A 26183-nucleotide genomic window follows, 5' to 3' on the forward strand; every position below is an offset into this window, starting at 1 on the left:
CTGCCGTGCCAACGCTTACGCAAAGAGCGGACCATCCCGGGCGAAATCGAGGCGCACCAAGGGTTTCGGCGATCGACCCGGCCTCCCGCCAACCGCCCGGCCGCCGAAATGTTTCAACTTTGATATATGCGGCGCCGGCGCATGTAGCCGGCATGAAACCCCGTCATCGCGCTGCACAAAGGTCCAAAAAAATTTTCTCGGGATTTTCCCGGACGCGGCGGCGCGCCCAGGCGTCGCGGGTTCCGCGGCATGCCCGGCCGCTAAAAATCGCGGAATGTTTCAGGCCAGAAACACGAATGCCGGCGGCGGCGTTTTCTCATACCAGAAACGGCGGTTTTCACCCGAATCGCTGAACACATTCAATGTCGGCCGGCCGTGCGCGGTTTGCATCACGCGATTTTTTCTTCAACAATGAATTCACCGGACAACGCCAATTCAGCGCGATTCGATCCGCAGGCACGACAACATCGAACGGCTGCGACAAACCACGCGGCCAAACCACAGACGGGGCATCATGTACACAGCCAATCGTGAAACGCGCGATCGCGCAATACGCTGTGCTCAATGGCTGACGGCCGACCGGATCATTCCGTACAGCTGCATCATGCTGATGCTCTTCGTCGCGCTCCTGATCGTCTGGGGTGTCGTGACCGACGGCTTCACATCGAACGCCACCGCCCGACCCGGCACCGACTTCTCGGTCTTCTGGACCGCATCGCATCTCGTGTTGCAAGGCCATGCCGCGGCGGCCTACGACACGTCGTCATTCCTGCAGGCCGAGTTCGCGCACTTCGGTGCGTATCTGCAAAACCGGCCGCTTCCCTGGCTCTATCCGCCGACGATGCTGCTGTTCATCGCGCCGGTTGCCCTCGTGCCTTTCCTGCCCGCTTACTTCCTCTTTTTCGCGGGCAGTCTTTTATGCTACGCGTTCGCCGTCTCGCGCTTGTCGGGGCTGCGCGCGCATCTTCCCGTGCCGCGCGCCGCGGCGCTCGTCGTCGTCGCGTATTCGGCGGTGTGCATGTCCGCGCTGTTCGGCCAGAACAGCATCCTGACCGCCGGCCTCGCCGCGCTCGCGCTGCATCTGCTCGGCAGGCGGCCGGTCCTGGCCGGCGTGCTGATCGGGCTGCTCGCGATCAAGCCGCAACTCGCCGTCGTGTTCCCGTTCGTGCTGATCGCGACGCGTGCGTGGCGCACCTTCGCGGCGGCGGCGCTCAGCGCGACGCTGTTCGCGGCGGCCGGCGTCGCGCTGGCCGGCCCCGCCGCGCTGCACGGGCTGAGTCATGCGATGGCGACGGTACGCGCGCAGCATTTCATGCTCGCGTCGTACTGGCTCGCGTCGCCGACGCCGTTCGCCGCGCTGCGGCTCGCGGGCGCGCCGGTGGCGGCCGCGCTGGCCGCCCAGGCGGCGGTCGCGTTCGTCGCGCTCGCCGCGGCTGTCAACGTATGGCGCCGCACGCGCGACATGCGGTTGCGCGGCGCGGTGCTGGCCGTCGCCACGCTGCTGACGACGCCGTACCTGTGGAACTACGAGCTGACGTGGCTCGGCATCGCGCTCTTCTGCCTGATCGCGCACGGCCTCGACGAAGGCTGGCTGCCCGGCGACCAGGGCATTCTCGTGCTCGCGTGGCTGCTGCCGATCTTCGAAATGCTGAACCGGCTGATGAAGCTGCCGCAGATCGGGCCGGTCGTGCTGCTCGCGGTGCTGTTCGTCGTCGTGCGCCGCACGGCGCTCGCGTCGCGGAGCGCACGATGAAGACGCCGTCGTTCGCCCGTCACGCGCACCCGAATGCCGATCTGCACCCGGAACTCCCGATCGCCGGCCCGCGCCGCCATCCGCACTGGCTCAATCGCGATCGCGTGCGTCTCTATGCGGCCGCCGTGCTGCTGACGGAGCTGCTGTTCATCGCCATTTACCTGATCCGCGTGCACCTGTCGCACGGCGGCGCGCTGGAGCCGCTGTCGCAGGATTTCTCGCCGGTGTGGAGCGCCGCATGGCTCGCCGCGCACGGGCACGGCGCCGACGCGTGGCATTACTCGGCGCTGTTCGCGGTCCAGAAGCTCGCGGTCCCGACGATGACGCTCGCGGACGGCACGCTGCCGTGGCTCTATCCGCCGACGATGCTGCTGCTCGTGGCGCCGCTCGGCTGGCTGCCGTACACGCTGGCGCTCGTGCTGTGGCTCGGCATCGGCATCGCGCTGTTCGCCGCGGCGATGCGCGCGACCGTGCAGCGCGACGTCGCGTGGCTGTGCGCGCTCGCGTTCCCCGGCGCGTTCCTCACGGTGATCGTCGGGCAGACGAGCCTTTTCACCGCGACGCTTGCCGCCGTCGGCCTGCTCGCGCTGAAACGCCGCCCCGTCTGCGCCGGGATCTGCTTCGGGTTGCTGACGATGAAGCCGCAGCTCGCGGTGCTGTTCCCGCTCGCGCTGCTGTGCGCGGGCCAATGGCGCGCGCTGGCCGCATGGGCCGCGACGATCGCCGTCAGCGCCCTGCTCGCGACGCTCGCGTTCGGCGTCGCCCCGTGGATCGCGTTCGCGCACCTGATCGCCCACGTCTACACGATCGTGGGCACCGGTCACGCGAAGCTCGCTCGCATGCCGACCGCATTCGCGCTCGCGACGATGGCCGGCTGGCCCGCGCTCGTCGCGCGCGGCCTTCAACTGCTGTCGGCGGCGGTTGCCGCGGTCGCCGTCGTCTACGCGTGGCGCGGCGCGTGCTCGTATGCCCTGCGCGCCGCGACCCTCGCGTGCGCATGCCTGCTCGTCAGCCCCTATCTGTACGACTACGACCTGACGTGGTACGGCATCGTGATCGCGTGGTACGCACGCTATGCGTCGACGCGCGGCTGGCGGCGCTTCGACCGCGAATGGCTGATGCTGCTGTGGCCGATGCCGCTCGCGGGCCTCGCGATCGTGCCGCACCTGTCGTTCCAGTTCATGCCGCTCGCGACGCTCGCGTCGCTCGCGCTGCTCGTCAGCCGGATCGCCCGGGAAAGACGCGACGTGCCGTCGATGCCCGACGCGCGCGACACCTCGACCGAGACCGGGTTCACCCACCCGCTCCGGCCACACCACCGCCCGGCGCACGGCATGCGCCGCACCGGCCGCCCGTCGCTCGGCGCCGGCAGGTAAAGCGACATCACAAGGGGAATCATCATGCGGGAATCCATCTACACGCCGCTCGTCTCGCTGGTCGTGCCGTTCTACAACGAAGGCGAAGCCGTCGAGCGCTTCTTCGACGTCGTGATTCCGTTGCTGAGCGCGATCGACGCGATCCGCTTCGAGATCGTCTGCGTGAACGACGGCAGCCGCGACGACACGCTGGAACGCCTGGTCCGGATCGGCGCGGCCGAGCGGCGCGTGCGCGTGATCGATCTGACCCGCAACTTCGGCAAGGAGGCCGCGCTGACGGCCGGCCTCGACGAAGCGGCCGGCGATGCGGTGATCCCGCTCGACGCCGACCTGCAGGACCCACCGAGCCTGATTCCGGTGATGATCGAACACTGGCGCGACGGCGCGGAGGTCGTCGCGGCCAAGCGCAGCAACCGCGCGTGCGATTCGTTCGCGAAGCGCACCGCCGCCGCGATCTACTATCGCGTGCACAACCTGCTGTCGGACGTGAAGCTGCCGGAGAACGTCGGCGATTTCCGGCTGATGGACCGCAAGGTCGTGAACGCGCTGCGCAACCTGCCCGAGCGGCACCGCTTCATGAAAGGGCTGTTCGCGTGGGTCGGCTACAAGACCGTGATCGTCGAATATCAGCGCGATCCGCGCAGCGCCGGGCACTCGAAATTCTCCGGCTGGAAGCTGTGGAATTTCGCGCTCGAAGGCATCACCAGCTTCAGCACCGTGCCGCTGCGCAGCTGGACCTACATCGGCATCGGCATCGCGGCGCTCGCGTTCGTGTACGGCGCGTTCATCATCCTGCGCACGCTGCTGCTCGGCAATCCGGTGCTCGGCTACGCGTCGCTGATCTCGGTCACGCTGTTCATCGGCGGCATCGAGCTGATCGGGATCGGCGTCGTCGGCGAATACGTCGGGCGCATCTACGACGAATCGAAGCAACGGCCCGTCTACCTGATCCGCCGCCGCTACCAGGCGCACGGCAAGGTGATCGAACTGCCGGTCGCGCGCGATGCACGCCGTCAGCCCGCACGCCGGCGCGTGCAGCCGGCCCGGCCGCGCATCGGCGCGCGCTGAACGCACCGGCGCCATGATCGGCCTGCTCCAGGCCGAGCGCACGCGGCTCGTGCGCTTTGGCGTGTCCGGGCTCTGCTCGACCGCGATTCACACGCTGGTCGCGACAGCGCTGTTCGCGCTGCGCGATGCGACGCCGGTGACCGCGAATGCGGTCGCGTTCCTCTGCGCCACCGTGTTCTCGTATCTGGCGAATACGCTGTGGAGCTTCTCGTCGACGGTACGCACCCGCAACGCCGCGCGCTTTCTCGCGGTCACGCTCGCCGGGTTCGTCGAAACACTGCTGCTCGCGCGCGCCGCCGAGGCGCTGGATGCGTCGCGCGCGACGAGCGTCGTCGCGATCGCGCTGCTGATCCCGCCGACGACGTTCGTGCTGCACCGGCTCTGGACGTATCGGTAAGCCCCCTTCCCGGCCCCGCCAACCATCGGCCAATCAATTAACAGATTCAATGTCGCGATATTTGTGTCACGCATCGAATCGATTGATTCCGATTTTAAAATTAACCCGATAAATCATTTTATCGACCTGTTTACTTTTACAGCTTCCACAAGCAATCAAACGGGATAATCTGCATTCGCCGTCGCTTCCGCACGTGTCGATATCGGTGAAAAGCCTTGCTGCACAAGGCGATGGTGGCCGCACGAAGCAATTCGCGCAACGATAAGTCCCATTACTTCAAACGGGAGCTTCTATGTCACGCGTTACCGATGTGCTCGTTTCGTTCGATACCGAAACCATTCTCAAAAAATATCCGAATCCCAGCAAGAATCCGGCGGCGCCAACGCTGATCGACTGGCACTATGTCTATATGGTGACCAACCAGGACAACGTCATCTCCGGCCAGGCGGGCGGCGAGCTCGACCTGAAGGCGCAGGTCGGCGACCTGATCCGCTGGCGCGAAACGAGCCTGTCGCTGGGCTTCGAGAACCAGGTGGTGTTCTACAAGTTCATCGGCAACGTCGGCAACGACCTGATCTCGACGCCGACGCCGCGCGTCGCGGAGGCGTCGATTCCGGTGCCGAACACCAGCAAGCCCGAAGTGCCGACGTGCCAGAAGGTCGCGAACTACTACTGGTCGTCCGAATGCCTGAAGGTCGGCCGCGTGACCTACCATTTCCTGTTCCAGATCATCGATCGCAATTGCCAGAGCCAGGGCTGCTTCTCGTGGGATCCGTTCATCTCGATCCATAACTGATCGCGGCACGCGGGCGACCGCACGACGGCCGCCCGTCCCGCCCCCTTGTTGCGGAGGACGTGCTCATGTCTGGTGTACGTTGCGATGCGCTCGCGATCGTCGACGCCGTCACGCTGCTGGCGGCCTATCCCGATGCGAGCCGGGACGCCGACGCGCCCACCGTGATCGACGACCGGCACATCTACGTGTTGAGCCCCGGCGACGCCGGGCAGGTCAGCCACCACGACAACCGGCTCTTTGCCGGCCTGTCGCCGGGCGACCGGCTTCATCTGCGCGAAACCGCGCTGGCGCTGCGCGCGGAGGTGACCGTGCTGTTCGTCCGGTTCGCGCTGAAGGACGCCGGCATCGTCACGCCGATCGAAGCGGAGATCCGCGACGCCGCCACGGCGGTGCCGAACGGCGACGACCTGCTGCATCCGTCGTGCCAGCCGATGAAGGACCATTTCTGGCGCGGCGAGGTGCTGGCCCCGGGCGCCACCACGTGCACGGCCGATTTCGCGGTGCTCGATCGCGACGGCGCCGTATCGGGCTATTTCCGCTGGGAAACGACGATCGAGATCGCCGGCAGCGGGCCGGACACGAAACAGCCCGGCGCCACACCGTAGCCGGATCGCGACGGCCGTTTCACGTTGCCGGTGAATACCGACTTCAACGCAATCGGGGCGGAGGACGGCTACGACGACGCTCACGTGCGCCCCGCCGCGTGCCGTACTCAGGTGCGCGGCAGCCCCGGCGGATTGGTCTGCGACCGGTCGATCGCCTCGGCATCCAGCCGCCAGTGGTCGAGCGCCTTCCGGTAGCTGCCGTTCGCGATCAGCGCATTGATCGCGAGCGTCAGCGGCTCGGCGAGGCCGCTGCCCTTGCGGGTCGTGATCGCGATATCCGCGGTGCGCGGCCAGCCGCCGCTCACGGTGCCGATCAGCTTTGCATCGCCGCGCAGCGACGCCTGGTACGCGAGCATCGAGTTCACGCTGAAGATCGTGTCGACCCGGCCCGACTGCAGCGCGACCCAGCGCTCGGCCGCATCCGCGTAATACTGGATCTCGACCGGCGCGAGGCCGCGCGCGACGTTCTGCCGATTCCATTCGAGCAGGATCTTTTCCTGGTTCGTGCCCGAATCGGTCACGACGCGCAGCCCCGCGACATCCTTCGGTTCGCGGATCGCGGCAAGCTTGCTGCCGGTCTTCACGTAGAAGCCGAGCTGATCCTTCCGGTAGGTCGAGAAGTCGAACTTCTCCTTGCGCTGCTCGGTCACCGTCACGTTCGAGATCACCGCATCGACCTTGCCGGACTGCAGCGCGAGCGGCCAGTCGGCCCACGCGAGCGGCACGATCTTCAGCTTGCGGCCGATGCTGTCCGCGATCAGTTGCGCGAGATCGGGATCGAAGCCGACCACCGTGCGCGCGTCGGTCGCATAGGTGCTGAGCGGCGGCAGGTTCGGCGCGATGCCGATCGTCAGCGTGTTCGCCTCGGCGAACCGGAAGCCGGCCGGCAGCGCCTGCTCGACCGCCGGATTCACCGCGCCGCGCTGCCGTGCCGGCTGCTCGGGACTCAAGTCGAACGACGCGGCGTGTACCGCGACGGCGTTCGCGGCGATCAGCGCGGCGGCCAGCACGCGGGCGAGGCGTGCGATGCGTGCGACGGGAAAAGCGTTTCTTCTCATGTCTTGTGGAATCCTGTTTTTATTCGGGGATGCGCGAAGCAGGCGCGGGCAGCGGGCCGGCAACGTCCGAAGCCAGTCGCTGCCCCGCCGGCTCGGTCACGCAGGCGTTGCGTCCAGTTCGACCGCGGCCGCACGCCGCGGCACCGGTTGCACGACGGGCGACGGAGGCCTCGCGTGCGCCGACTCGCCCGCATACACCGCCTTCGGGTCGAACACGCGTGCCTGCAGCGGCGTGAACGCACGGAAATTCCACAGGCTGCGCGCGACGAACACGCGCTGTACCCAGCGGAACGCGCGGTCGTTCTCGTCGTACTGCGGATCGAAGCGGTCGCGCGAATGCAGCGTGAAATGGTTGTTGATCAGCACCAGCTTGCCCGGTGACACCTGCACGCCGAACGACACCTCGCGCACCGCGCGATACAGGTTGGCCAGCGCTTCCTGCGCGCGCGGGTTGACGGCCAGCACCATGTCCGGATAGAACGCGACCGTCACGCGCGGCGCGTCGAGCGGCCCCGACAGCACCGCGCTCAGGTCGGTGTTGTCGCGCGGCGTGGGCGTCGCGCCGCGCCACCGGTACGGCACGCGGATGATGTAGTGCTCGTCGTAGAGTTGCGCGATATCGTCCGGCGACAGCAGTTGCAGCGCGCGGCGCGCATCGGCGAGCCGCGTGTACGGGCCGCCGCCGGCCTCGCTGCGCACGCCCAGCAGCAGCAGCGCGAACGGCGACGTGTCGCCTTCCGGCATGTGCGCCTGCGCGGCGTTCTCGATATGGAAGTCGAGCTCGACCTCGGAGCCGAGGCCCGTGTAGTCGCGCGCGGTCGCCTTGTGCGGCGTCAGGTTGTTCACCAGCTCGCGCCCTTCGTGCGCGATCGAGTACGGCTCGCCGGCGAGCGTGCTCAACGCGACCAGCACGTTCTCGCTGAGCACGCCGGCCTTGAACGAACGGCCGGTTTCCTCGAATCGCGGGCTGCCCGTCACGCCGTCGTCGATCGGCAGGTTGTCGATCTCGATCGAGCCGTGCGCGTCCGCCGTCGGCGCCTTCGCCCGGTCGAATGCGTCGACGATCCGGTCGGGAAACGCGTTGTAGGCCAGCTTGCGAACTGCGCTGATATAGCCTGCGCCGCCGGCCGGGTCGTAATCCAGCGCGCCGAGCGTCGTGCGGATGTGAGCGGATTCCGCTGCCGTCAAGGCGATGCGTGCATCTGCGAGATAGGTCATAGGTCTCTCGTATAAAGATCTGGTTCGAAGAGCGGCATGGCATCGCCGCCGCGCGCCGCCGTCCTCGGGGCGAAGCGCTCGACAAGACTAGGAGACCGTCATTGCATTTCGAAATGATATTAATTCGATTGCAAACAAAAATTATCGATATAAGTTCAGCAATGCGGACGGAACCGGTTCACCGCGTTTTGTGCCGACCCTTAACACGAATACTTGTTAAAAAATCGTTGCTTATTATTTGTATTCGCCAATGGGTCGATGCTAGTTTTCTGTCGGATTCGACGCCGCGGCTGGCGCCCGACGGGCAGCCGGCTCCCTTGATGCGCCATACGGAAACCTGCCAGATGAATCGATACCGCCTGCCGTCCCGCACCATCCACACGTCCCGCACGCACCGGGAGCCGCGATGAGCGACCGTGCCCCGGCGCTCGACCGCGTCGACCGCGCGCTGACCGCCACCGCCACCACCGGTTCGCCGCGCACGTCGCTGCGCGCCATCTTCCCGACCGTCGCGGCCGCGAGCCTCGGCTTCGCGATCGTCCAGCTCGACGTGACCGTCGTCAACGTCGCGATTCCGAGCCTCGGCCACGCGTTCGGATCGAGCGTCCACGGGCTGCAGTGGATCGTCGATGCTTACACGCTGTCGTTCGCCGCGCTGCTGCTGACGTCGGGCACGCTGGCCGACCGCTTCGGCAGCCGCCGGCTGTTCGCGTACGGCCTTGCGCTGTTCCTGCTCGCATCGCTCGGCTGCGCGCTCGCGCCGTCGCTGGCGGCACTGGTTGTCGCGCGGGTCGCGCAAGGCGTCGGCGCCGCGATGATCCTGCCCACGTCGCTCGCGCTCATCACGCATGCGTGCGCCAACGATGCCGCCGCACGCGTGAAGGCCGTCGCGTGGTGGAGCGCGACGGGCGGCGCGATCAGCGCGGCGGGGCCGACGCTCGGCGGCCTGCTGATCGATTCGCTCGGCTGGCGCGCGATCTTCTTCATCAACCTGCCGATCTGCGCGTTCGGGCTGTGGCTCACGCTGCGCCACGTGCAGGATTCGGCCGCCGCGCGCACGCGGCTGTTCGATCCGGTCGGCCAGCTCGTCGCGGTGCTCGTGCTCGGGCTGCTGACGGGCGGCATCATCCGGGCCGGGGCGCACGGGATCGGCGACCCTTACGCGGCCGGCGCGCTGATCGCGTCGGTCGCGCTCGGCGCGTCGTTCATCGCGATCGAACGGCGCGTGGCCGCGCCGATGCTGCAACTCGCGTTCTTCCGGATCGCGCGCGTGCCGGGCGTGCTCGCGATCGGCGCGATCACGAATGCGGCGTTCTACGGGCTGATCTTCTCGCTCAGCCTCTATTTCCAGAACGCGCGCGGCTTCACGGCAACCGAATCGGGGCTCGCGCTCGCGCCGCTCACGATCATCATGCTCGCCAACATCGCGAGCGCGCGGCTCGCGGTCCGCCACGGATTCCGCGCGACCGTCATCGTCGGCCTCGCCGTGTCGCTCGCCGGCTACGTGTGGCTGTGGCGGACGCTCGCCGCGCACACGCCGTACGCGCTGCTGGCGCCGGGGCTCGCGGCGATGGCGATCGGCGGCGGCATCGCGATTCCCGCGCTGACGTCGACGATGCTCGGCAGCGTCGAGGCCGGCCGCTCGGCCACCGCGTCCGCGATCCTCAATACCGCACGTCAGGTCGGCGCCGCGATCGGCGTCGCGGCGCTCGGCGCGCTGGTCGCCGGCCAGGGCGCGGCGATCGTGGCCGGCGCGGCGCGCGCGTTCGCCGTCGCGGCCGTGCTCGTCGCACTCTGCGTCGTGCTGGCCGTGCGCTGGCCTCGCGACGCCCGCGATACCGGCACGCGGGCCTGAGCACCTTGCCGCACGCACTCCTTCAACCGATTTTCCATCCGAGCGAGAGGAATCCATGCAGCATCGCTTCATCGATACCGTCCTGATCGTCGACGGCGCGTCGACCGCCGCCTACCTGGCCCCTGCGTTTCGCGCATACGGCATCCGTTGCGCGCACGTGATCAGCGACCCCGATCTGCCGGCCATCTACCGCGACCAGTTCGTGCCGTCCGACTACATCCGGCAGGTCCAGCATCGCGGCGACATCGACGCGACGCTCGCGCAACTGGGCGACCTGCGGATCGGCGCGGTGCTGCATGGCCTCGACGCGGCGCTCGAGCTGGCCGACACGCTGGCCGAGCGGCTCGACGTGCCGTATCGCAACCCGCTCGCCACCTCCGCCGCGCGACGCGACAAGTTCGCGATGAACGAACGCATTCGCCAGGCCGGGCTGCGCGCGCCGGCGCACTTCCACAGCACGTCGGTCGATGAAGCGCTCGATTGGGCGCGCGCGCAGCGCACACTGCCGCTCGTCGTGAAGCCGGCGCGCAGCGCGGGCGTGGCCGGCGTGAAGATCTGCCGAACGCTCGAGCAGGTCGAGGCCGCCGCGCGCGACGTGCTGAACACCCGTTCGCTGTACAACCAGCCGAACGACGACATCGTGATCCAAAGCTATTCCGAGGGGCAGGAATACATCGTCGATTCGGTGTCGTTCGAAGGCCGCCATCGCGTGGTCAGCCTGTGGGAAGTGCATCGCGACCGCACGCACGCGCCGCGGCTCGACAAGATGCTGGTGCTGAACCATGCCGACCCGCGCTACGCACCGCTGCTCGACTACGCGGCCGACGTGCTCGATGCGCTGGACGTGCGCTTCGGGCCGACCCACCTCGAGCTGTTCGATACGGCCGACGGCCCGACCATCGTCGAGCTGAACGCGCGGCTGCACGGCAGTCTCGATCCGCGGCTGACGAGCGCGGTCAGCGGCGAGAATCACGTATCGGCCACCGTCGAAGCAGTGCTGCATCCGGAGCGGCTGTTCGGCGACGTCGCCGCGCCGACGGATTTTCGCGGGTACTGCGGTCACGTGCTGCTGCTGTCGTCGCGCAACGGCGTGCTGCGGCAGGATTTCACGTGGCAGGCGATTCAGGCGCTGCCGTCGTTCGTCGGGCTCAAGCAGTGGATCAAGGTCGGCGACACGCTGCGCGTGACCACCGACCTGCAAACGGCGCTCGGCACGGTCGGCCTGTATAGCCCGACCTTCGAACGGCTGCTCGAGGATTGCCGGCGGATTCGCGAAATCGAGGCCGATTTCTTCGCGGACGAAGGCGCGGTCGCGCCGGTCTAGGGTCGCGGCGTGCCCGTGTCAGCGCGCGAGCAGCGCACCGGCCTGCCGGCCGAGCACCGCGCGCAACGCGTCGAGTTCCGGCAGCGCGGGCGTTTCGTCGGGCGTGACGAGGTAGGTCGTCACGCTGTCGAGATCGTCGAATGCATGCGCGCGCAGTTCCTTGCGCGCCACGTGCTCGGTCGTGATCCGCTTCGGCAGGATCGCGACGCCCATCCCGGCCGCCACGCAGCCGAGGATCGCGCCGAACGTGCCGAACGACGACACCGATTCGATCGCGACGCCGCGCGCCTTCAGCCAGTGCTCCGCGACCGCGCGGTACGGGCAGCCGTCGTGAAACGCGAGCAGGCGCACCGCGTTGTCGGCCAGCAGTTGCCGGCGCGTGACGGTCGCGGCGCTCACCAGCACCATGTCCTCCGCGAACGCGGGCTCGTAACGCAGCCCGGGCCGCACGACCGCGCGTGCGGTGAGCGCCGCGTCGATCCGGCCGCGCAGCAGCGCATCCGCCAGATCGGGCTCGCTGCCGATCTGCACCGCGAGGCCGAGCGCCGGGTCGCGCTCCTTCAGCGCGGCGGCCAGCGCAGGCAGCCGCGTGGCGGCCGTGCTTTCCATCGATCCGAGCCGGAAGCTACGGGCAACCGGCGTTTCGCGCACCACCTGCGTCGCTTCGTCGACGAGACGCAGGATGCGGTCGCAATACGGCATCAGCCGGCGCCCGGCATCGTTCAGCACCAGCCGCTTGCCATGGCGGTCGAACAGCGGTGCGTCGAGCGATTCCTCGAGCTGACGCAGCCGCGCCGTGACGTTCGACTGCGTGCAGCCGAGCCGTTCGGCCGCGCGCAACGCGCTGCCTTCCTGCACGACGGCCCGGAAAGTTTCGAGCAATGGGATGTTCATATCAGTTTCTCTTGTTACCGATTCAGTTTATATCATTTTACTTCGCCCACCATCCGGATTAGCCTAGCGCGTATTCCGTGCTGGCCCCTTCCGAGGAATCCGCATGCCATTCGCTGCCCGCTTCGGCTTCACTCCCGTTCGCCGCCGGCCCGAGGTTCGTCCGTGCGCGCACTGATTGCCGCGCTGGTGCGGCGCGGCCCGACCGTGCTCGCGTGCGGCGTCGGCCTCGGGCTGCTGGTGCCGCCGCTCGCGGCGCTCGCGCGGCCGCTGATGCCCGTTACCGTGTTCCTGTTCGTGCTCGGCACGCTGCTGCGCGTCGAGCCGAGCGCCGTGCGCGCGGTCGCGCGGCGCCCCGCCGTGTCGCTACTGCTGCCCGCGCTGACGATGATCGCGTGCCCGATCGCGCTCGGCGTCGCCGCGCGGCTCGCGGGTTTGCCGTACGACTGGGTCGTCGCGCTGGTGATCGCGTACTGCGCGCCGCCATCGAGCGGCACGTCGACGATCGCGCGGATGCTGTCGCTCGACGCCAGTGTCGCGCTCGTCGCGACCCTCGCGTCGATGGTGTTCGTGCCGCTGACCGCGCCGCTGCTGACGGCCTGGTTCAGTCACGACGCCGTGGTGTCGATCTCGCCGTCGAGCCTCGCGCTGCGGCTCGCGCTACTGATCGGCAGCGCCGAGGGCGTCGCGCTGCTCGTGCGGCGCTTTGCCGGCGCGCGACTCGCGCGCCATGCGACGCCGATCGACGCGATCGTCGTCGTCGCGCTGCTGATCTTCGCGCTCGGCACGATGGCCGGCATGCAGCAGTCGATCATCGACGCGCCGCACCGCGCATTGACGGCGATCGCCCTCGCGTTCGCCGTCAACGCCGGTTTCCAGATCGTCGCGTACGGGCTCACGCCCGGCGATGTCCGCACGCGCCTGAACGTCGCATTGATCGTCGCCAATCGCAACGTCGGGCTGATGTGGGCCGCGCTCGGACTGGCCGCCACGCCGACCATGGCGCTCGTGTTCGCGTGCGCGCAGTTGCCGATCTATACGTTGCCGCGCGTCGTTCAGCATCTGCTGCCCCGCCTCGAAGCGCAGCACCTGCGCCGGCGCGCACGCTAGCTCTCCCGTCCTCGATCAAGGATTCACCATGAAGCGACTCATCGTGATCGGCGCACGCGCCACCGGCAGCAGCGTCGCGCTGGTGCGCGCCGCCCTCGCGCGCCAGGTGGCCGTGACCGTCGTCACCGCGCCCGGCCATCGTCTCGACGGCGTGTTTCCCGCGGGCGTCGAGACGGTCAACCTCGCGCCCGACGCCGACCAGCTCGCCGGTTGGCTGCGCGCACGCTTTCCGGACGAACTCGACACGCTGCGCGTGACGACCGCGCACGACACCTATGCGCGCACCGCCGCATGGGTTGCCGATGCGCTCGGGCTGCCCGGCCCCGATGCGCGGCACGTCGCGCACGCGGTGTCGAAGTCGAACCAGAAGGCGTTGCTCGCCGCGCACGGCATCCCGGCCGCGCAGTTCGTGTCGGGTACGCTGGCCGCGCCGGCGGCGCTCGCGGCGGCCGCCGCCCCGTTGCGCTTTCCGGTCGTCGTCAAACCGTCGGAAGGCTCCGCGAGCGACGGCGTGCGCCGCTGCGAGGACATCGCCGCCGTGCGCGCGCAGCTCGATGCGCTCGCCGCCGTGCAGGCCGATGCACGATCGCTTGCGACCGAGCGGATCGTCATCGAGGAATTCCTGGAGGGCAGCGAATACTGCGTCGAGTATTTCGACGGCCGCTACGTCGGCGCACTGCGCAAGCTCAAGCGGCATGGCGCGGGTTTTCTCGAACGCGGGTATACGTCCGAACTCGATCTCGACGCCAACACGCTGCGCGCGCTGATCGACGTCGGCACGCGCGCGACCGCCGCCGCCGGGCTCACGTGGGGGCCCGTGCATCTCGACTGCATCGTGCACGACGGCGTGCCGCACGTGATCGAACTGAATCCGCGCATCGCGGGCAGCTTCATCTGCGACATCGTGCGCGACGGCTACGGCTTCAACGTGGTCGAAGCATTGCTCGACAGGCTCGACGGAAAAACGGTGACGATTCCCGAGTTGTTCGAGCCGCACGCGTATGCGCGCGCCGAATTCCTGCTCGACAGCGATCCCGGTGCGTGGCGCTTTGCGCAGGCCGGCGAGATCGACGACGGGGCGGTAAGGATCAGCTACGGGCCGCAAGTGCTGCCCGATCGCGAACGGCGCGCATTTCTTTATGTGCGGGTTGCGTTGCCGGCGGTACGCGGTGCTGAGGACGACGCTGGCTCGACGGCTGAGCACGGCGCCGTCGTGGAGCCGACGCTGGCGACAGCTCCCTCTCCTGATTTGAAGCCTTCAACTGGAGAAATGGCCTGACGCATGCGCCAGGCCCTCTCCAGAACGATTGTGGGCGTTCATCGCGTGCCCGGCACCAGATCGACGATTCCATCGATGCCGAGGCATCGCGGCTCGTGCGGCCGTGAATCATGCCCCCGTCCGAACCGGCCTCGACATAGAGCAAACAGCGATCGGTCCCCTCGTCGATACCCTTTCAGGATCGCGTCATGTCGAGCGGCACGACGTATCGGTCGAAATCCTCCGGTGCGACGAATCCCAGCGCATTCGCGACTTCCCTCAGCGATTTCCCTTCGCGGTGAGCCGTCTTCGCGACGATCGCTGCGTTGTCGTAGCCAATGTGACGATTGAGCGCGGTGACCAGCATCAGATTCTTTTCGAGGTTCTCGTCCATCTGCTGCAGATTGGGCTCGATGCCGACCGCGCAATGCACGTTGAACGCGCGACACGCGTCGGCGAGCAGCGTGATGCTCTCCAGCACGTTGTGGACCATCACCGGTTTGTACACGTTGAGCTGGAAATTTCCCTGGCTCCCGGCGAATGCGACGGTCGCATCGTTGCCGAATACCTGCGTGCAAACCATCGTGAGCGCTTCGCATTGCGTCGGATTGACCTTCCCCGGCATGATCGACGAGCCTGGCTCGTTCTCGGGAATATGAATCTCGCCGATCCCGCAGCGCGGCCCGCTTGCCAGCCAGCGAACATCGTTGGCGATCTTCAGCAGTGCCATCGCGAGCGTTCGGATCGCCGCGGACGTGCTGACGAGCGCGTCGTGCGCGGACAACGCAAAGAACTTGTTGGCCGACGACCGGAACGGATGCCCCGTGAGTTCACCGATGATGGCCGCGCACGTGTCACCAAACAGCGGATGCGCGTTCAGCCCCGTGCCCACGGCCGTGCCGCCGATCGCGAGATCGTACAGCCCAGTCAGGTTGGTCCGAATCGACGCGAGCGAATAGTCGATCTGCTTCACCCAGCCGCCGATCTCCTGCCCGAACGTGATCGGCGTCGCGTCCTGCAAGTGCGTGCGCCCGACCTTCACGACGTCGAAATACCGCTCGGATTTCTCCAGCAACGTATCGCGCAATGCCATCACGCTCGGAAACAACGTGTCGAACAGTTCCGTGACGACCGCGATATACATCGCAGTCGGAAACGTGTCGTTCGACGACTGGCCGCGATTGACGTGATCGTTCGGATGAATCGGCGTCTTGCTGCCGAGCACCCCGCCCTTCATTTCGATTGCGCGATTGGAGATGACCTCGTTGACATTCATGTTCGACTGCGTGCCCGAGCCCGTCTGAAACACCACCAGCGGAAAATGATCGTCGAGCGCCCCGGAGATCACTTCGTCCGCCGCCTCCGAGATCGGGATGGCGATCGCCTCCGGCAATTCGCCGAGCTTGAGATTCGCCAGCGCCGCGGCCTTCTTCAGGATGCCCATTGCATGGATGATCGATCTTCCCCACTTGAAGCGGGATTGGCCGATCGGGAAATTCATGATGGAACGCTCGGTTTGTGCACCCCAGTATTTTTCCGACGGGACCTGGATGGAACCCATCGAATCCGATTCGATACGCATGTTTGTTGACCTCGATTCAGTCGCTCGCCGCGGCGAGCGTTGGACTCATTCATCTGGCGAAGCAGGATGCGAATGCATTCGCCGGCAGGCACTGGCGGCTTCCCGCTCCGGCCTCGCCTATCGCGCCGGGATGCGGCCCGCCGGCTCGTTTCCCTGGCCCGTTACGCGCGGAGCACCGATGCCATCTTTCCAAGGTGCTCGCATGCCCGGATCACGTACTCGTCGGACAGCATGCCGATACGGCGATAGTTGATCTCCTGGTTCGACGCTTCCGCATAAAGCGTCAGCGCGTCGGCCGCGTGCCTGAAATGCCGCGCTTCGACGCTTCCGCAATGCACGCTCAGAAACGATGCGATCCGGTTGACCTCGGTCGCCGTGACCGAGAAGGACTCGCGGATCCATTTCTTCCACATCGGCGTCATCAGGTTGTATTCGCCCGTATTGAACAGCTCGGTCATCGCCATCATCTCGATGGCCTCGATCAGGTCCGGTGCGAGCGGGCGCTTCTGTCCGACCCATGCAGAGAATTCCTTCGTGACGGGATCGAGAAACCGGTCCTGCAGGCGCCAGTTGTCCGAACCGCAGATGGCGGTTGCCATCCGGTGATACAGCTTCGAATGGTGTGGATGTCCGTGCAGCTCGCCGAGGCCGATATCCTCGACGATGATCTCGCCGCAGTGTCGCGCGGCTGTCAGCATCTTCACCTTGTTCCGTTCGCCATCGAGCGACTCTGATTCCTGCAGGAGACGCACGATGATGCTCGATACGGCATGGGCGGCGCCATCCGGGCTGCGCCATCCGCAAAAAAAGGTACAAAGCGAGTCGGTGGTCCATTTTCCCGACGTGATGCCTTCATAGGTCTTCCGGTATTCGCGCAACCTGTCGCGATTATTTTCGAAGCCGGTCAGCAGCGCGTCGACGAGCCGCCTGTCCTCCACGTCGATCAGTGCGTCGTTGACGTAATCGATGAAAGCGTGCGTCGAATGCTCCATGTCTTCCTCCTCGATTGATGAATGTGTCGATCGTGATGAGGCTTGCACGATCGGCGCCCCCAATGTCGGCGCTACTCGACAAGCCGATCGGGCCGTGTGGCGGCGCCAACCGTCGGGTTCAATCGACGTCGATCTCCGCCACGAACCGGCCGAGGCGAAGCAGGCCCTCGATCAATTCTTCATGTTCGATTGCATAGGAGATCCGGATGCAGTTTGAATCGCCGCAGCCGGCGCCCGGAACGACAGCGACGTGCGCTTCCGTCAATAGCAGTTCGGCGAGATGGTCGACGTCGCGGATCCGCTGCCCGCGGTAATGGCGGCCCAACTTTTCCGAGACATCGACGAACAGGTAGAACGCGCCTTCCGGCGGGGCATAGGCGACGCCCGCGATCCGGTCCAGAAACGTGCGTGCCGTGGTCAGTTGCTGCTCGAGGAACCGGTTGATCTCCGCGATGAATGCGTCGGAACCGGACGTGATCGTGCTCAGCGCCGCGTACTGCGACAGGCTACTGGGATTCGACGTCGTATGCCCCTGCAGATTGTGCATCGCGGCTATCACGTGCGCCGGCGCACACGCGTAGCCGACGCGCCAGCCAGTCACGGCCTGGCTTTTCGAAAACGAGTCGACGAGGACCGTCTGTCGCCTGAGCGGCTCGAAAAGCGACAGGATGTTGTGATGCTCGTGCGGATGCCTGACGAGATGCCGATAGCACTCGTCGAACACCACCCAGATTTGGCGGTCGAACGCGAGCTTTGCGATTCCAAGCAACTGCTCGCGCTGATAGACCGTTCCCGTCGGGTTGTTGGGCGTGTTGATCACGATCATTCGGGTTCTGTCCGTCAGCGCGCCCTCGACCGAACGCCAGGTCAGTCGGTACTGATCGGCCTGCGTGTCGACGCAGACGGCCGTCGCACCGGCGAGCCGGATCTGGGTCGGAAAGGTCTCCCAATAGGGAGTCGGAACGATCACTTCGTCACCGGGGTTCAGCAGGACCATCGACGCATTGAAGAGCGCCTGCTTCGCGCCCGCCGTGACGGCGATCTCGTCTGCCGTGAACATCGCCCCGCATCGCCGGCTCACGCTTTCCGCGAGCTTTTCTCGGAGTTGTGGCAATCCGATCGGCGGCGTATAACGATTGCGCCTGCTTTCCACCGCATCGATCGCGCCCGCCTTCATGGGCGGGCATGCATCGAAAGAAAGTTCTCCGGCAGCGAAATTGATGACCTTGACGCCACGGTCCTTCAATGCGTTTGCTTTGCTGCGCATGCTCGACGTGCCCGGTGCGGTAACGCTGCGCGCACGGTCCGACAACGGCAACTCGATTTGCGGGATGTCGCGTGTATTCATGTCGTCGTAGGCGAAAACCAATGAAATGGAGCCACGGCAAGGCGAGCCGGTCGTGGGCTTCGCCTCGGTAATCAGTTGTGCGAACTGAATCCGGCAGGTCGGCACCTGGGCCGACCCCGCACTGCGTCAGACGAGCGCTTGCGCGCACTCGCGCATGACGGTCGCCTTGCGACGCAGGTAGTCCTGGAACAGCGTCGTCGCGGCCGATGCGTCGATCGTTACCTGCATTGCGTCGGCGAACGCGTTGACCGCCTGTACGGCGTGCCCGAAGTGATTGCTCTCGGTCCCGCCGGTATGCACGGTGACCCACGCGACGATGTGGCGCACGCGATCGGCCGGAATGCCGACGTGCGTGTGGAACCAGGATTTGTAGAGATCGTGGATGAACTCGACTTCACCGTGCGTGTAAACCTCGTGAACCAGCGTGGTAAGCAGGCCGAGGAGGATATCCCGTTCCTTCAGCCGCTGACGATCCGTCCAGTCCTTGAATGCCTGCGCGGACGGAAGGCAAGCGGACTTCAGCAGCCACGTGTCGTCACCGCACGCAGCCGTCGCCATCGTATAGAAGAGATCGGCATGGAGCACGCCGCCCAGCGCGCCGAGATCCTCGTCGGTGATGCGCTGCAGGCTCGCGCATACGTCATGAAGCTGGTTCGACGCCGCCGAACCGGCGTCGGAGCGCGCCAGCAGCGTGATCCGGTTTGCAAGGCCGGAGACGCTCGCCGCGGAATTGTTGGTCTTCGACCAGCTGGCGAAAAAGGTGCGAAGAGCCGGCGCCGAATAGCCGCGCTCCGTCAACCGGCGGAATGCACCTTCGATGTCCCGAAGCGCCTCCTCCTCGGCCGAGAAGGCCGCAACGAGCGCCTCCTTCAGGACGCCGCCTTTCATCCCGTTAAGCACAGGCGTGACGATATCGAGCAACCCCGCTTGCGATTGAAACGTTTCCATCCTTTTCTCTCCGGTTCTAGATGTGATTTGAAGCGAACTACCGGGTCAGCCGCACTTCGGGTGAGCGCGGTCTGCCTGCGCTGGCGGGAGGCATCCCGCGCCAGAAGAAAAACACGAGCGCGCCTGCGAGCGCCTGTGCACCGACGACGAATGCGACGCAGCCCACCCAGCCCCAGCGATTCCACGCGGGAACGGGCAGGACCGAGCCGAGACTCCCGCCGAAGTAATAGAAGGAAAGGTAAATGCCGATCGCCGTCGATCTTGCACCCCGCGCCACCCGCGAGATGAACGCGTTGGCCGACGCCTGCTCGACGAACACCGCGGTGGAACTGAGCGCGAGCCCGATCAGGATCGCGATGACGCTGCTCGACACCGTCAGCAATGCACCGACGATCGCGAGCCCGGTCGCCGCAAGGGCGAGATCGCGCGGGCCGCGTTGCGCCGCGACGCGGCCCGCGAGCGGCGTGACGACGACCGCGACGAGAAATACCGCATAGATCGCGCCGATCTCGACCGTATCGAAGCCAAATGGCGCACGGGCCAGCCGCAGTCCGACGAAGGTGAACGTCGCGACCTGCGATGCAAGCACGCATGCGCCGACCAGGAACGACGCGAGCAGCGGGCCGCGCGTCAAGAGCGTCCAGCGAGATGCCGACGCACCTTCGTCGTCCGGACGCGCGGCGCCGGCCGCCGGCAGGCAGGCATGGATCGCGAGGCCCGTTGCCAGACACAGGAACGCGATGACGTCGAGCGCGTGGCGCCAGCCGAACGCGGACGTCAGGCTATTCGTCACGAAACGCCCGGCGAATCCGCCGAGTGTCGTGCCGGCGACGAAGAGCGCACTGACCTCCGTCGCCGCGTCGTGGCTGAAGACCTCGCCGATGCACGCGATCGAGATCGCGAAGATGAACGGCATCAGCACGCCCGCGGCAAAGCGGGCGGCGAGGAACGATGAAAAGCTCGCCGCGTGCGCAGACCAGAGAACGGGAAGCGCACACGCGACGGCGGCGCACGAAATGACCGTTCGGCGATCGAAGCGGGCGGCCAGCGCGCCGACGAACGGAGCGATAATGGCGACCGCCAAGGTGGTGGCGCTGACGCCCTGGCCGGCTTGTTCCGGGCTCACGTCAAATGCCGCGGCAAGTTCGTGCAGAATGCCCTGAGTCGAATAAAGATTGAGAAAAGCCGCAAACCCGCACAGGAAAAATGCGGATCGAATGGTTCTGTTGCCCACTGGTGACGCCCTGTCTGGTTTGTGTGACAGTCTGACGAGTGGGCGACACGCGCGCCAATACTGTTTTCGTGGCCATTGATACCGAAACGACAAAAATGCTCGACCTACGCCGCCTCCGCTATTTCGTGACCGTCGCCGACGAATTGCACTTCGGACGCGCGGCGTTGCGTTTGCGTATTGCCCAGCCGCCTTTGACGCGCCATATCGCCGCGCTGGAAACCGACCTCGGTATCCGGCTGTTCGAACGATCGACGCGCGCGGTCCAGCTCACGCCGGCAGGCGCGCTGTTTCTCGAACACGCGAGGAGCGTCATTCATGCCGTCGACGAGGCGGAGGCAACGGCGCGCAAGATGGCGCAAGGCATGGTCGGCCGTGTCGTGATCGGCTATGCGAGCTCCATTCCGATGTCCGACGCGTTTTCGGACATCATCCGCCATGCGAGCCGCAGCATGCCGGAAGTCGAGTTGGCGTTTCGGGAAGTATCGACCGCGAGTCAACGCCAGCAGATCGCCGCCGGCACGCTGGACGTCGGATTCGGTTGGGCCGCGGCAAAGACGTCGGAAGCGCGCATCGGGTCCCTCGTCGTGTCGATCGAGCCGCTCGTCGCCGCGGTTCCGGCCCAGAGTCGATACGCGGGCAAGGCGACGATCGAGTTCCGTGAACTCGTCAACGAGAACTTCGTCACGTTCCCCGCGGGCTACGGTTCCGCGCTGAACGCGGCGCTCGACGATCTGTGCGCCCGCGAGGGCGTTGCGCCGCGGATCGGGCCTACCGCGTCGCAGATCACGACGCTGGTGTCGCTGGTGGCAGCGGAACGCGGCGTCGCCATCGTGCCCAGCTTCACGTCGACGTTGCAACGCTCGGGTGTCGCTTACGTGCCGCTGGCGACGCCGCATGTTCTCGAATTGGTCGTCACGTGGTCCGAACCGTTTTCGTCAACCTGCGTCGAGCAGTTCATCGAGTTCGCGAGGTCGGTCGCAGCCGGCTAGGACAGGCGCTATGCTTCCAGGCCCTTCTGCACGTACCACGATAACGGCAGTGTCAGCAGCAGGACCGAGGCCAGCGCCAGCAGCGCGGTCGGGACGCCCGCGACGTCGCCCAGACGGCCGAACAGAACCGGCGACAGCGCGCCGCCGCCGATCGTGCCCGTATAGAACAACGCGAACGCCTGCTCGCGCTTGCCGACGCCGGCCAGCTCCGGCACGACACCGTAGAGCACGGACGATGTTCCGTTCAGCGCCAATCCAAGCAGCGGGAGCATCGCCATCATCGCGAAGAGCGGCGAGAACACGGCGAGCACGATCAACAGCGACGTGGCGGACTCCGTGAGCCACACCGTCTTCATCATCCCGATGCGCGCGCCCAGATAGCCGCAGAACAGCTTGCCGAACGCGCCGCCCACGAACAGCAACGTCAGCGCGAGACCGATACCGGCAGTGCCGGCCCCTTTGCTTTTGAGGAGGAACGGCAGGAACGTCAGAAAGCCCATCCGCACGGCGCTGTCGAGGGTGCCGGTCGCGAGCAGCGCGTGCAAGCCGCCGGCCGAACCGCTGCCCGCGGGCGTTTTCGGCGTCTTGTCGCGCGCCGCCCGCGACGAGTCGCTCGACGGAATCAGCCACCACAGCAGGCCCGCTGAAACCACGCCCAGCACGCCGATCAGCGTGGCGCCGGTTCGCCACGTCACGACCGTCAACAGCAGGCCGATCAGGCCGGGTATCAGCGTCTTGCCGATGTCGCCGGAGAAGTTGTATTGAGCCAGCGCCTCCTTCACGCCTCCGCCCGCCTCGTAGGAATCGGTGACCATCGACGATGCGAGCGGATGCTGCGTGCTGGCGCCCAGTCCGCCCAGTACCAGCGCGATCAATAGTACCGTCAGCCCGCCGGCCTGCCCCGCGATCAGGTAGGCCATGCCCGCGAGGGCCGTCCCGGCCACCAGCAAGCGCTCCCGGCCCCAGCGCCGCGCTGCCCGGCTGGCGAGCAACTGAAAACCCGCCATCACGCCGGAATAGAGCCCGCGCAACAAGCCGATCTGCGCGTAATTGATCGCGAACTGCGCCTGCCAGATCGGCAGCAGCACGTAAATGACGTCGGTCAACCCGTCGTGCACGGCGTGTGCGCCGCAAGCGGCGATCAGCGAGCGGCGACGGGAGGAATCGGGGCCATTCGGGGTCTCGAGAGAGACTGCGTGTTTCAAATCGCTCATTTCGGTGATGGTGTGCCGACTGTCGGTTGCGGTTCGCCGCCACTCTTGGTCAACGGCTTGAACAGCGACCTGATATCGAGGTACTCGCTGATCGCGCACTGTGACCGACCGCGCGTGGCAAATCGTGAATGATAGACCAGGACGACATTCTGGCATCCCGCCGAAAATTTCGCCGGACGCATGGTCGTGGTCATGGTCGAGCGATTTCTCGATGCGTAAATGTTGAACGGGCCGATGACCGATTTGGCGCACTGAAAACACGCGACATCCAGCGCGGGCGGTGCAACGCATGTTTGCGAGCGCAACGCATGAACGTCATCGCGATGACGGGCGTGATCAAGGAAGAGATGTGAAAGGACGAGTTGAAGCGGTTTCCGTTGCGGCGTTTCGTCCGGCGCGTCGCAACATGGCTTCTCGATGCCGTCTCCGTGGATATCGCTTTGCATTGCTTACCGCATCTGGCACCCACGGCGCCTTCAACGCAACGGCGACCACGCCTCCGGCAGGCCGATCGTCGACGTCGCCCTTTCGATCTGCTCCGGCCCCCCTGCCGGCGGCCACAGGCCCGCTGCATAGTGTTGCTTTCGCAACGCCATGCGTGCTTCCAGACTCGGGAATCCCCAGATGTGCGTGATGCGCGGCGGCCCATCGAGCGCATACATGTTGCAAACGAGATGCGACGTATAGGCTTTGGCCGGGCCCACCGCACGTTCCCACGCGGAAAGGGTCGGCGCAATTCCGCCGGCTTTCAGCCAGTAGCGGCGAATCTCGTAGAAGCCGCCCAATGCGCCCGGTTCGATGTCGGGCAGAAAAGGAAACAGCGCATAGCTTTCCATGTCCAATCGAACGGATGCGCTTTCAATCCCGAAAGGTCGCTCGGCATGCAATGCCCGATCGCGTTCATGCTGCAATTCATCCCTCGTCCCGAAGCCGCGCAGCACGACGATCCGCGATAGCTCGCCAATTTCCGTGCGCCACGCGCCAAGCAGTCTTCCTTGCGCGTCGGCATTCGATACCCACCGATGCGCACGGTGGGACACCGTATCCTGGTCCAGCAGCGGACACGACAACGTCGTGAGTTCGTACAGCATTTCTGCCCTCCTTTCGCTTGCATGTCGCAATGTATTTCCAAAGCGATGGCCGATAAACGCGCATCACCTTGAAACAGAATCCAGTACCATTGCGCAATGGATCTCCTCAAGGCGATGACCGTATTCGTCCGCATCGTGGAAACGGGTAGCCTGACAGCGGCCGCGCAAGCGTCCGGTCTGTCGCCGACCATGGTCGGCAATTACCTACAGGCCTTGGAAACCCGGCTCGGCGCGGTCCTCGTTCACCGCACGACCCGCAAGCAGAAAGTCAGCGCGTTCGGCCACGCTTACTACGAGCGATGCGTCGAAATCCTCGGTCTGGTCGACGACACGGAACGGCTCGCGCTCGATCATCTCCAGCAGCCACGCGGGCGTTTGCGCGTGACCGCGCCCGTCGTGTTTACGAACGAGTGCCTGATTCCCGCGCTCGCGGACTATTACCAGCGCTACCCGGAGATCAAGCTCGATATCGTCGCCACCGACTCGCTCGCCGATCTGTTCGACGAAGGTTTCGAGGCAGCCATTCGCATCGGCGCGATCGCCAACCCCGATGTCGTGGCGCGTCCGTTGGCGTCCTATCGGCTGGTGCTGTGCGCGTCGCCCGCTTACGTTCACGCACATGGCGCGCCCACCACGCCGAACGCGCTTGGCGAACATCACTGCCTGACGTACGCGTATCCGCCTCGATCGGCGTGGCACGCGGCACAAACTCAATGGATGCTGGAAGGTCCGGATGGACCGATGAGCGTCGCCGTGGACAGCAGACTGAAAATCGACAATGCGGAAGCGTTGCGCCGGGCGGCATTGAGAGGGCTGGGTATCGCGATGCTTCCTTCCATGTTGATACGCGAGGACATTCGCGACAAGCGCCTCATCGAGATCATGCCGGACTTCGCCGCCCCCGAAAGGTCGATGAATCTGCTGTATCTGCAAGAGAGGCAGCAATCACCGAAGCTTCGTAGCTTTACTGAATTCGTGGTGGACCGGTTCGGCGCCGAAACGGTCCACGGGATCTGATCCGGCTGCGGCCGATCGCGAAAGGCGCCGTATTGCATCGGCACCTCGCGATTTCGATCCGATGTGCGTTTCCGTTCTCGCCCACCGCGAGCGTTCATCCACACCGGCCCGCGAGGCAATAGCGCCGAGGCGATGCTGCTCGAATCGGATCGCGCCGCCGCTCGCGTCTGCCGGGCGTTGCCCTTAGCCGCGCGTATCGACCCAGTGGCGTGCCCAGCGTGCCGAATGCGCGAGCGCCTGTGCCTCGCTCGCGAAGTAATCGAGCGAATAGAACTGGTAGCGGCCTTCGTCGTGCATGCTGTCGACGCGTTCGAGCAGCAGGTTGGATGAAAAGCTCCCGTCGGGCAAGCGATGCGTCGAGGGTTGGACGGCATAGCCGTTGTATTGTTGAATTCGTTTGTCGTGCATTTTAATTTTAATGATGTTCGAGTGCGTGCGGGCCGTGCGACCGGCACACGGGTACGCCGATTCCAAAGCCATTGCGGACCGAATCTGACGCAGTCGGAAAGCGGAAATAAGGCGTTGCGGCCGGAGGGGAATGAAGTGCAACGAGACGTGTGGCGCTTGGCAAGCTGCTAACCCAATCGATGCAGTTGCAGGCAATCGCGCCAACTTGAGGAGACGAAGCTCCGTGGGGATGTCGCTGCGACCCGGCGTCCGTCGCGGAAGGCCGGGCCCTTCAAACTTTACAGCGGCTTGATGTTGGCCGCTTGCAGACCCTTCGGGCCTTGCTTCGTTTCGAAGCTCACTTTTTGGTTTTCAGCCAGCGTCTTGAAGCCGTCGGCGCGGATTTCGGAGAAGTGCGCGAACAGGTCGTCACCGCCGTTGTCCGGAGTAATGAAGCCAAAGCCTTTGCTGTCGTTGAACCACTTGACGATACCGGTATCCATGAAGATTCCTTGAGAAAAAAATACGAAAATTTGCTCTGTTGAAGAGCGCTTGAAGCGTCAAGGAGGGAGAGGACAACGAATACCGCCGGGAGGAGCGAGCAATTGATGAACAGCAATCGGACTTCTTGGACTTCGGTGCATACACTAACGGCCAGCAACCGCCACGTCA

The 26183-nt window shown here is 65.7% G+C and carries 25 protein-coding genes; 12 read left to right on the plus strand and 13 right to left on the minus strand.

The annotated features are described in order from the left end of the window. Positions 1 to 514: 514 nt before the first annotated feature. From CFB35_RS33295 to CFB35_RS33320, 6 genes are all read left to right on the plus strand, one after another. Entirely contained in the window at positions 515 to 1753 is a 1239-nt protein-coding gene (locus tag CFB35_RS33295; RefSeq protein WP_089466200.1) for a glycosyltransferase family 87 protein, read from the plus strand. Next, positions 1750 to 3129, plus strand: a complete 1380-nt coding sequence (locus tag CFB35_RS33300; protein WP_089466201.1) for a glycosyltransferase family 87 protein — start codon at positions 1750 to 1752, stop codon at positions 3127 to 3129. The genes CFB35_RS33295 and CFB35_RS33300 overlap by 4 nt, the downstream gene beginning before the upstream one ends. A 24-nt stretch (positions 3130 to 3153) precedes the next feature. Next, positions 3154 to 4197, plus strand: a complete 1044-nt coding sequence (locus CFB35_RS33305; RefSeq protein ID WP_089466202.1) for a glycosyltransferase family 2 protein — start codon at positions 3154 to 3156, stop codon at positions 4195 to 4197. A gap of 13 nt (positions 4198 to 4210) precedes the next feature. Then, complete coding sequence (locus tag CFB35_RS33310; RefSeq protein ID WP_089466248.1) at positions 4211 to 4594, plus strand: GtrA family protein; 384 nt, start codon at positions 4211 to 4213, stop codon at positions 4592 to 4594. A gap of 292 nt (positions 4595 to 4886) precedes the next feature. Further along, a complete protein-coding gene (locus tag CFB35_RS33315; protein ID WP_059577607.1) occupies positions 4887 to 5390 on the plus strand; it encodes an inclusion body family protein in 504 nt (167 codons plus the stop codon). A gap of 65 nt (positions 5391 to 5455) precedes the next feature. Further along, complete coding sequence (locus CFB35_RS33320) at positions 5456 to 5995, plus strand: AidA/PixA family protein (protein WP_059577604.1); 540 nt, start codon at positions 5456 to 5458, stop codon at positions 5993 to 5995. A gap of 107 nt (positions 5996 to 6102) precedes the next feature. Here CFB35_RS33320 and CFB35_RS33325 read toward each other — a convergent pair whose 3' ends face one another. Both CFB35_RS33325 and CFB35_RS33330 read right to left on the minus strand, forming a co-directional pair. Next, positions 6103 to 7053, minus strand: coding sequence for an ABC transporter substrate-binding protein (locus CFB35_RS33325; RefSeq protein ID WP_059577601.1), 951 nt, complete (start codon positions 7051 to 7053; stop codon positions 6103 to 6105). Between the two features lie 96 nt (positions 7054 to 7149). Continuing rightward, positions 7150 to 8271, minus strand: coding sequence for a TauD/TfdA family dioxygenase (locus tag CFB35_RS33330; RefSeq protein ID WP_059577598.1), 1122 nt, complete (start codon positions 8269 to 8271; stop codon positions 7150 to 7152). Positions 8272 to 8677: 406 nt separating this feature from the next. Between CFB35_RS33330 and CFB35_RS33340 the strand changes: the two genes are divergently transcribed. Together CFB35_RS33340 and CFB35_RS33345 are read left to right on the plus strand one after the other, a co-directional pair. Beyond that, on the plus strand, positions 8678 to 10126 hold the full coding sequence (locus tag CFB35_RS33340) for an MFS transporter (RefSeq protein ID WP_059577595.1): 1449 nt from the start codon (positions 8678 to 8680) through the stop codon (positions 10124 to 10126). A gap of 55 nt (positions 10127 to 10181) precedes the next feature. Beyond that, a complete protein-coding gene (locus CFB35_RS33345) occupies positions 10182 to 11450 on the plus strand; it encodes an ATP-grasp domain-containing protein (RefSeq protein WP_059577592.1) in 1269 nt (422 codons plus the stop codon). An 18-nt stretch (positions 11451 to 11468) separates the two neighbouring features. Here CFB35_RS33345 and CFB35_RS33350 read toward each other — a convergent pair whose 3' ends face one another. After that, positions 11469 to 12344, minus strand: coding sequence for a LysR family transcriptional regulator (locus CFB35_RS33350; protein ID WP_059577589.1), 876 nt, complete (start codon positions 12342 to 12344; stop codon positions 11469 to 11471). A 162-nt stretch (positions 12345 to 12506) separates the two neighbouring features. Between CFB35_RS33350 and CFB35_RS33355 the strand changes: the two genes are divergently transcribed. Both CFB35_RS33355 and CFB35_RS33360 read left to right on the plus strand, forming a co-directional pair. Beyond that, a complete protein-coding gene (locus CFB35_RS33355) occupies positions 12507 to 13451 on the plus strand; it encodes a hypothetical protein (protein ID WP_059577586.1) in 945 nt (314 codons plus the stop codon). Positions 13452 to 13479: 28 nt separating this feature from the next. Beyond that, on the plus strand, positions 13480 to 14730 hold the full coding sequence (locus CFB35_RS33360) for an acetyl-CoA carboxylase biotin carboxylase subunit family protein (protein ID WP_059577583.1): 1251 nt from the start codon (positions 13480 to 13482) through the stop codon (positions 14728 to 14730). A 175-nt stretch (positions 14731 to 14905) separates the two neighbouring features. Here CFB35_RS33360 and fumC read toward each other — a convergent pair whose 3' ends face one another. The 5 genes from fumC to CFB35_RS33385 form a co-directional block, all read right to left on the minus strand. Then, positions 14906 to 16291 carry a class II fumarate hydratase gene (gene fumC / locus CFB35_RS33365; RefSeq protein ID WP_059577580.1) on the minus strand — a complete coding sequence of 462 codons (1386 nt, stop codon included), beginning with the start codon at positions 16289 to 16291 and terminating at the stop codon, positions 14906 to 14908. 161 nt (positions 16292 to 16452) lie between these two features. Beyond that, the gene (locus CFB35_RS33370) at positions 16453 to 17283 is read right to left on the minus strand and encodes a hypothetical protein (protein WP_059577576.1); all 831 of its coding nucleotides are present in this window, start codon (positions 17281 to 17283) and stop codon (positions 16453 to 16455) included. A gap of 118 nt (positions 17284 to 17401) precedes the next feature. After that, positions 17402 to 18736 carry a pyridoxal phosphate-dependent aminotransferase gene (locus CFB35_RS33375; RefSeq protein WP_226094175.1) on the minus strand — a complete coding sequence of 445 codons (1335 nt, stop codon included), beginning with the start codon at positions 18734 to 18736 and terminating at the stop codon, positions 17402 to 17404. 21 nt (positions 18737 to 18757) lie between these two features. Further along, positions 18758 to 19579 carry a hypothetical protein gene (locus CFB35_RS33380; RefSeq protein ID WP_059577571.1) on the minus strand — a complete coding sequence of 274 codons (822 nt, stop codon included), beginning with the start codon at positions 19577 to 19579 and terminating at the stop codon, positions 18758 to 18760. A 37-nt stretch (positions 19580 to 19616) separates the two neighbouring features. Continuing rightward, positions 19617 to 20813, minus strand: coding sequence for an MFS transporter (locus CFB35_RS33385; RefSeq protein ID WP_089466203.1), 1197 nt, complete (start codon positions 20811 to 20813; stop codon positions 19617 to 19619). Between the two features lie 95 nt (positions 20814 to 20908). On the opposite strand from CFB35_RS33385, the gene CFB35_RS33390 reads away from it, so the two are divergent. Beyond that, positions 20909 to 21802, plus strand: a complete 894-nt coding sequence (locus CFB35_RS33390; protein ID WP_059577565.1) for a LysR substrate-binding domain-containing protein — start codon at positions 20909 to 20911, stop codon at positions 21800 to 21802. 8 nt (positions 21803 to 21810) lie between these two features. On the opposite strand, the gene CFB35_RS33395 is transcribed toward CFB35_RS33390, so the two are convergent. From CFB35_RS33395 to CFB35_RS33400, 3 genes are read right to left on the minus strand one after another with little or no spacing between them, the layout of a single operon-like run. Continuing rightward, complete coding sequence (locus CFB35_RS33395) at positions 21811 to 23016, minus strand: MFS transporter (protein WP_089466204.1); 1206 nt, start codon at positions 23014 to 23016, stop codon at positions 21811 to 21813. After that, positions 23013 to 23462, minus strand: coding sequence for a hypothetical protein (locus CFB35_RS34845; protein WP_143328784.1), 450 nt, complete (start codon positions 23460 to 23462; stop codon positions 23013 to 23015). Before CFB35_RS34845 ends, CFB35_RS33395 begins: the two co-directional genes overlap by 4 nt. A 30-nt stretch (positions 23463 to 23492) precedes the next feature. After that, positions 23493 to 24107, minus strand: coding sequence for an NIPSNAP family protein (locus CFB35_RS33400; protein WP_059577558.1), 615 nt, complete (start codon positions 24105 to 24107; stop codon positions 23493 to 23495). 96 nt (positions 24108 to 24203) lie between these two features. On the opposite strand from CFB35_RS33400, the gene CFB35_RS33405 reads away from it, so the two are divergent. Beyond that, on the plus strand, positions 24204 to 25124 hold the full coding sequence (locus tag CFB35_RS33405; RefSeq protein ID WP_089466205.1) for a LysR family transcriptional regulator: 921 nt from the start codon (positions 24204 to 24206) through the stop codon (positions 25122 to 25124). A gap of 183 nt (positions 25125 to 25307) precedes the next feature. Here the strand turns inward: CFB35_RS33405 and CFB35_RS33410 are convergent, their stop codons facing one another. Both CFB35_RS33410 and CFB35_RS33415 read right to left on the minus strand, forming a co-directional pair. Next, positions 25308 to 25532, minus strand: coding sequence for a hypothetical protein (locus tag CFB35_RS33410; RefSeq protein ID WP_059577552.1), 225 nt, complete (start codon positions 25530 to 25532; stop codon positions 25308 to 25310). Positions 25533 to 25810: 278 nt separating this feature from the next. Further along, entirely contained in the window at positions 25811 to 26014 is a 204-nt protein-coding gene (locus tag CFB35_RS33415) for a cold-shock protein (RefSeq protein ID WP_006485974.1), read from the minus strand. Positions 26015 to 26183: the final 169 nt, after the last annotated feature.

The sequence above is a fragment of the Burkholderia sp. AU16482 genome, assembly GCF_002223285.1.
GTDB classification, from domain to species: domain Bacteria; phylum Pseudomonadota; class Gammaproteobacteria; order Burkholderiales; family Burkholderiaceae; genus Burkholderia; species Burkholderia semiarida.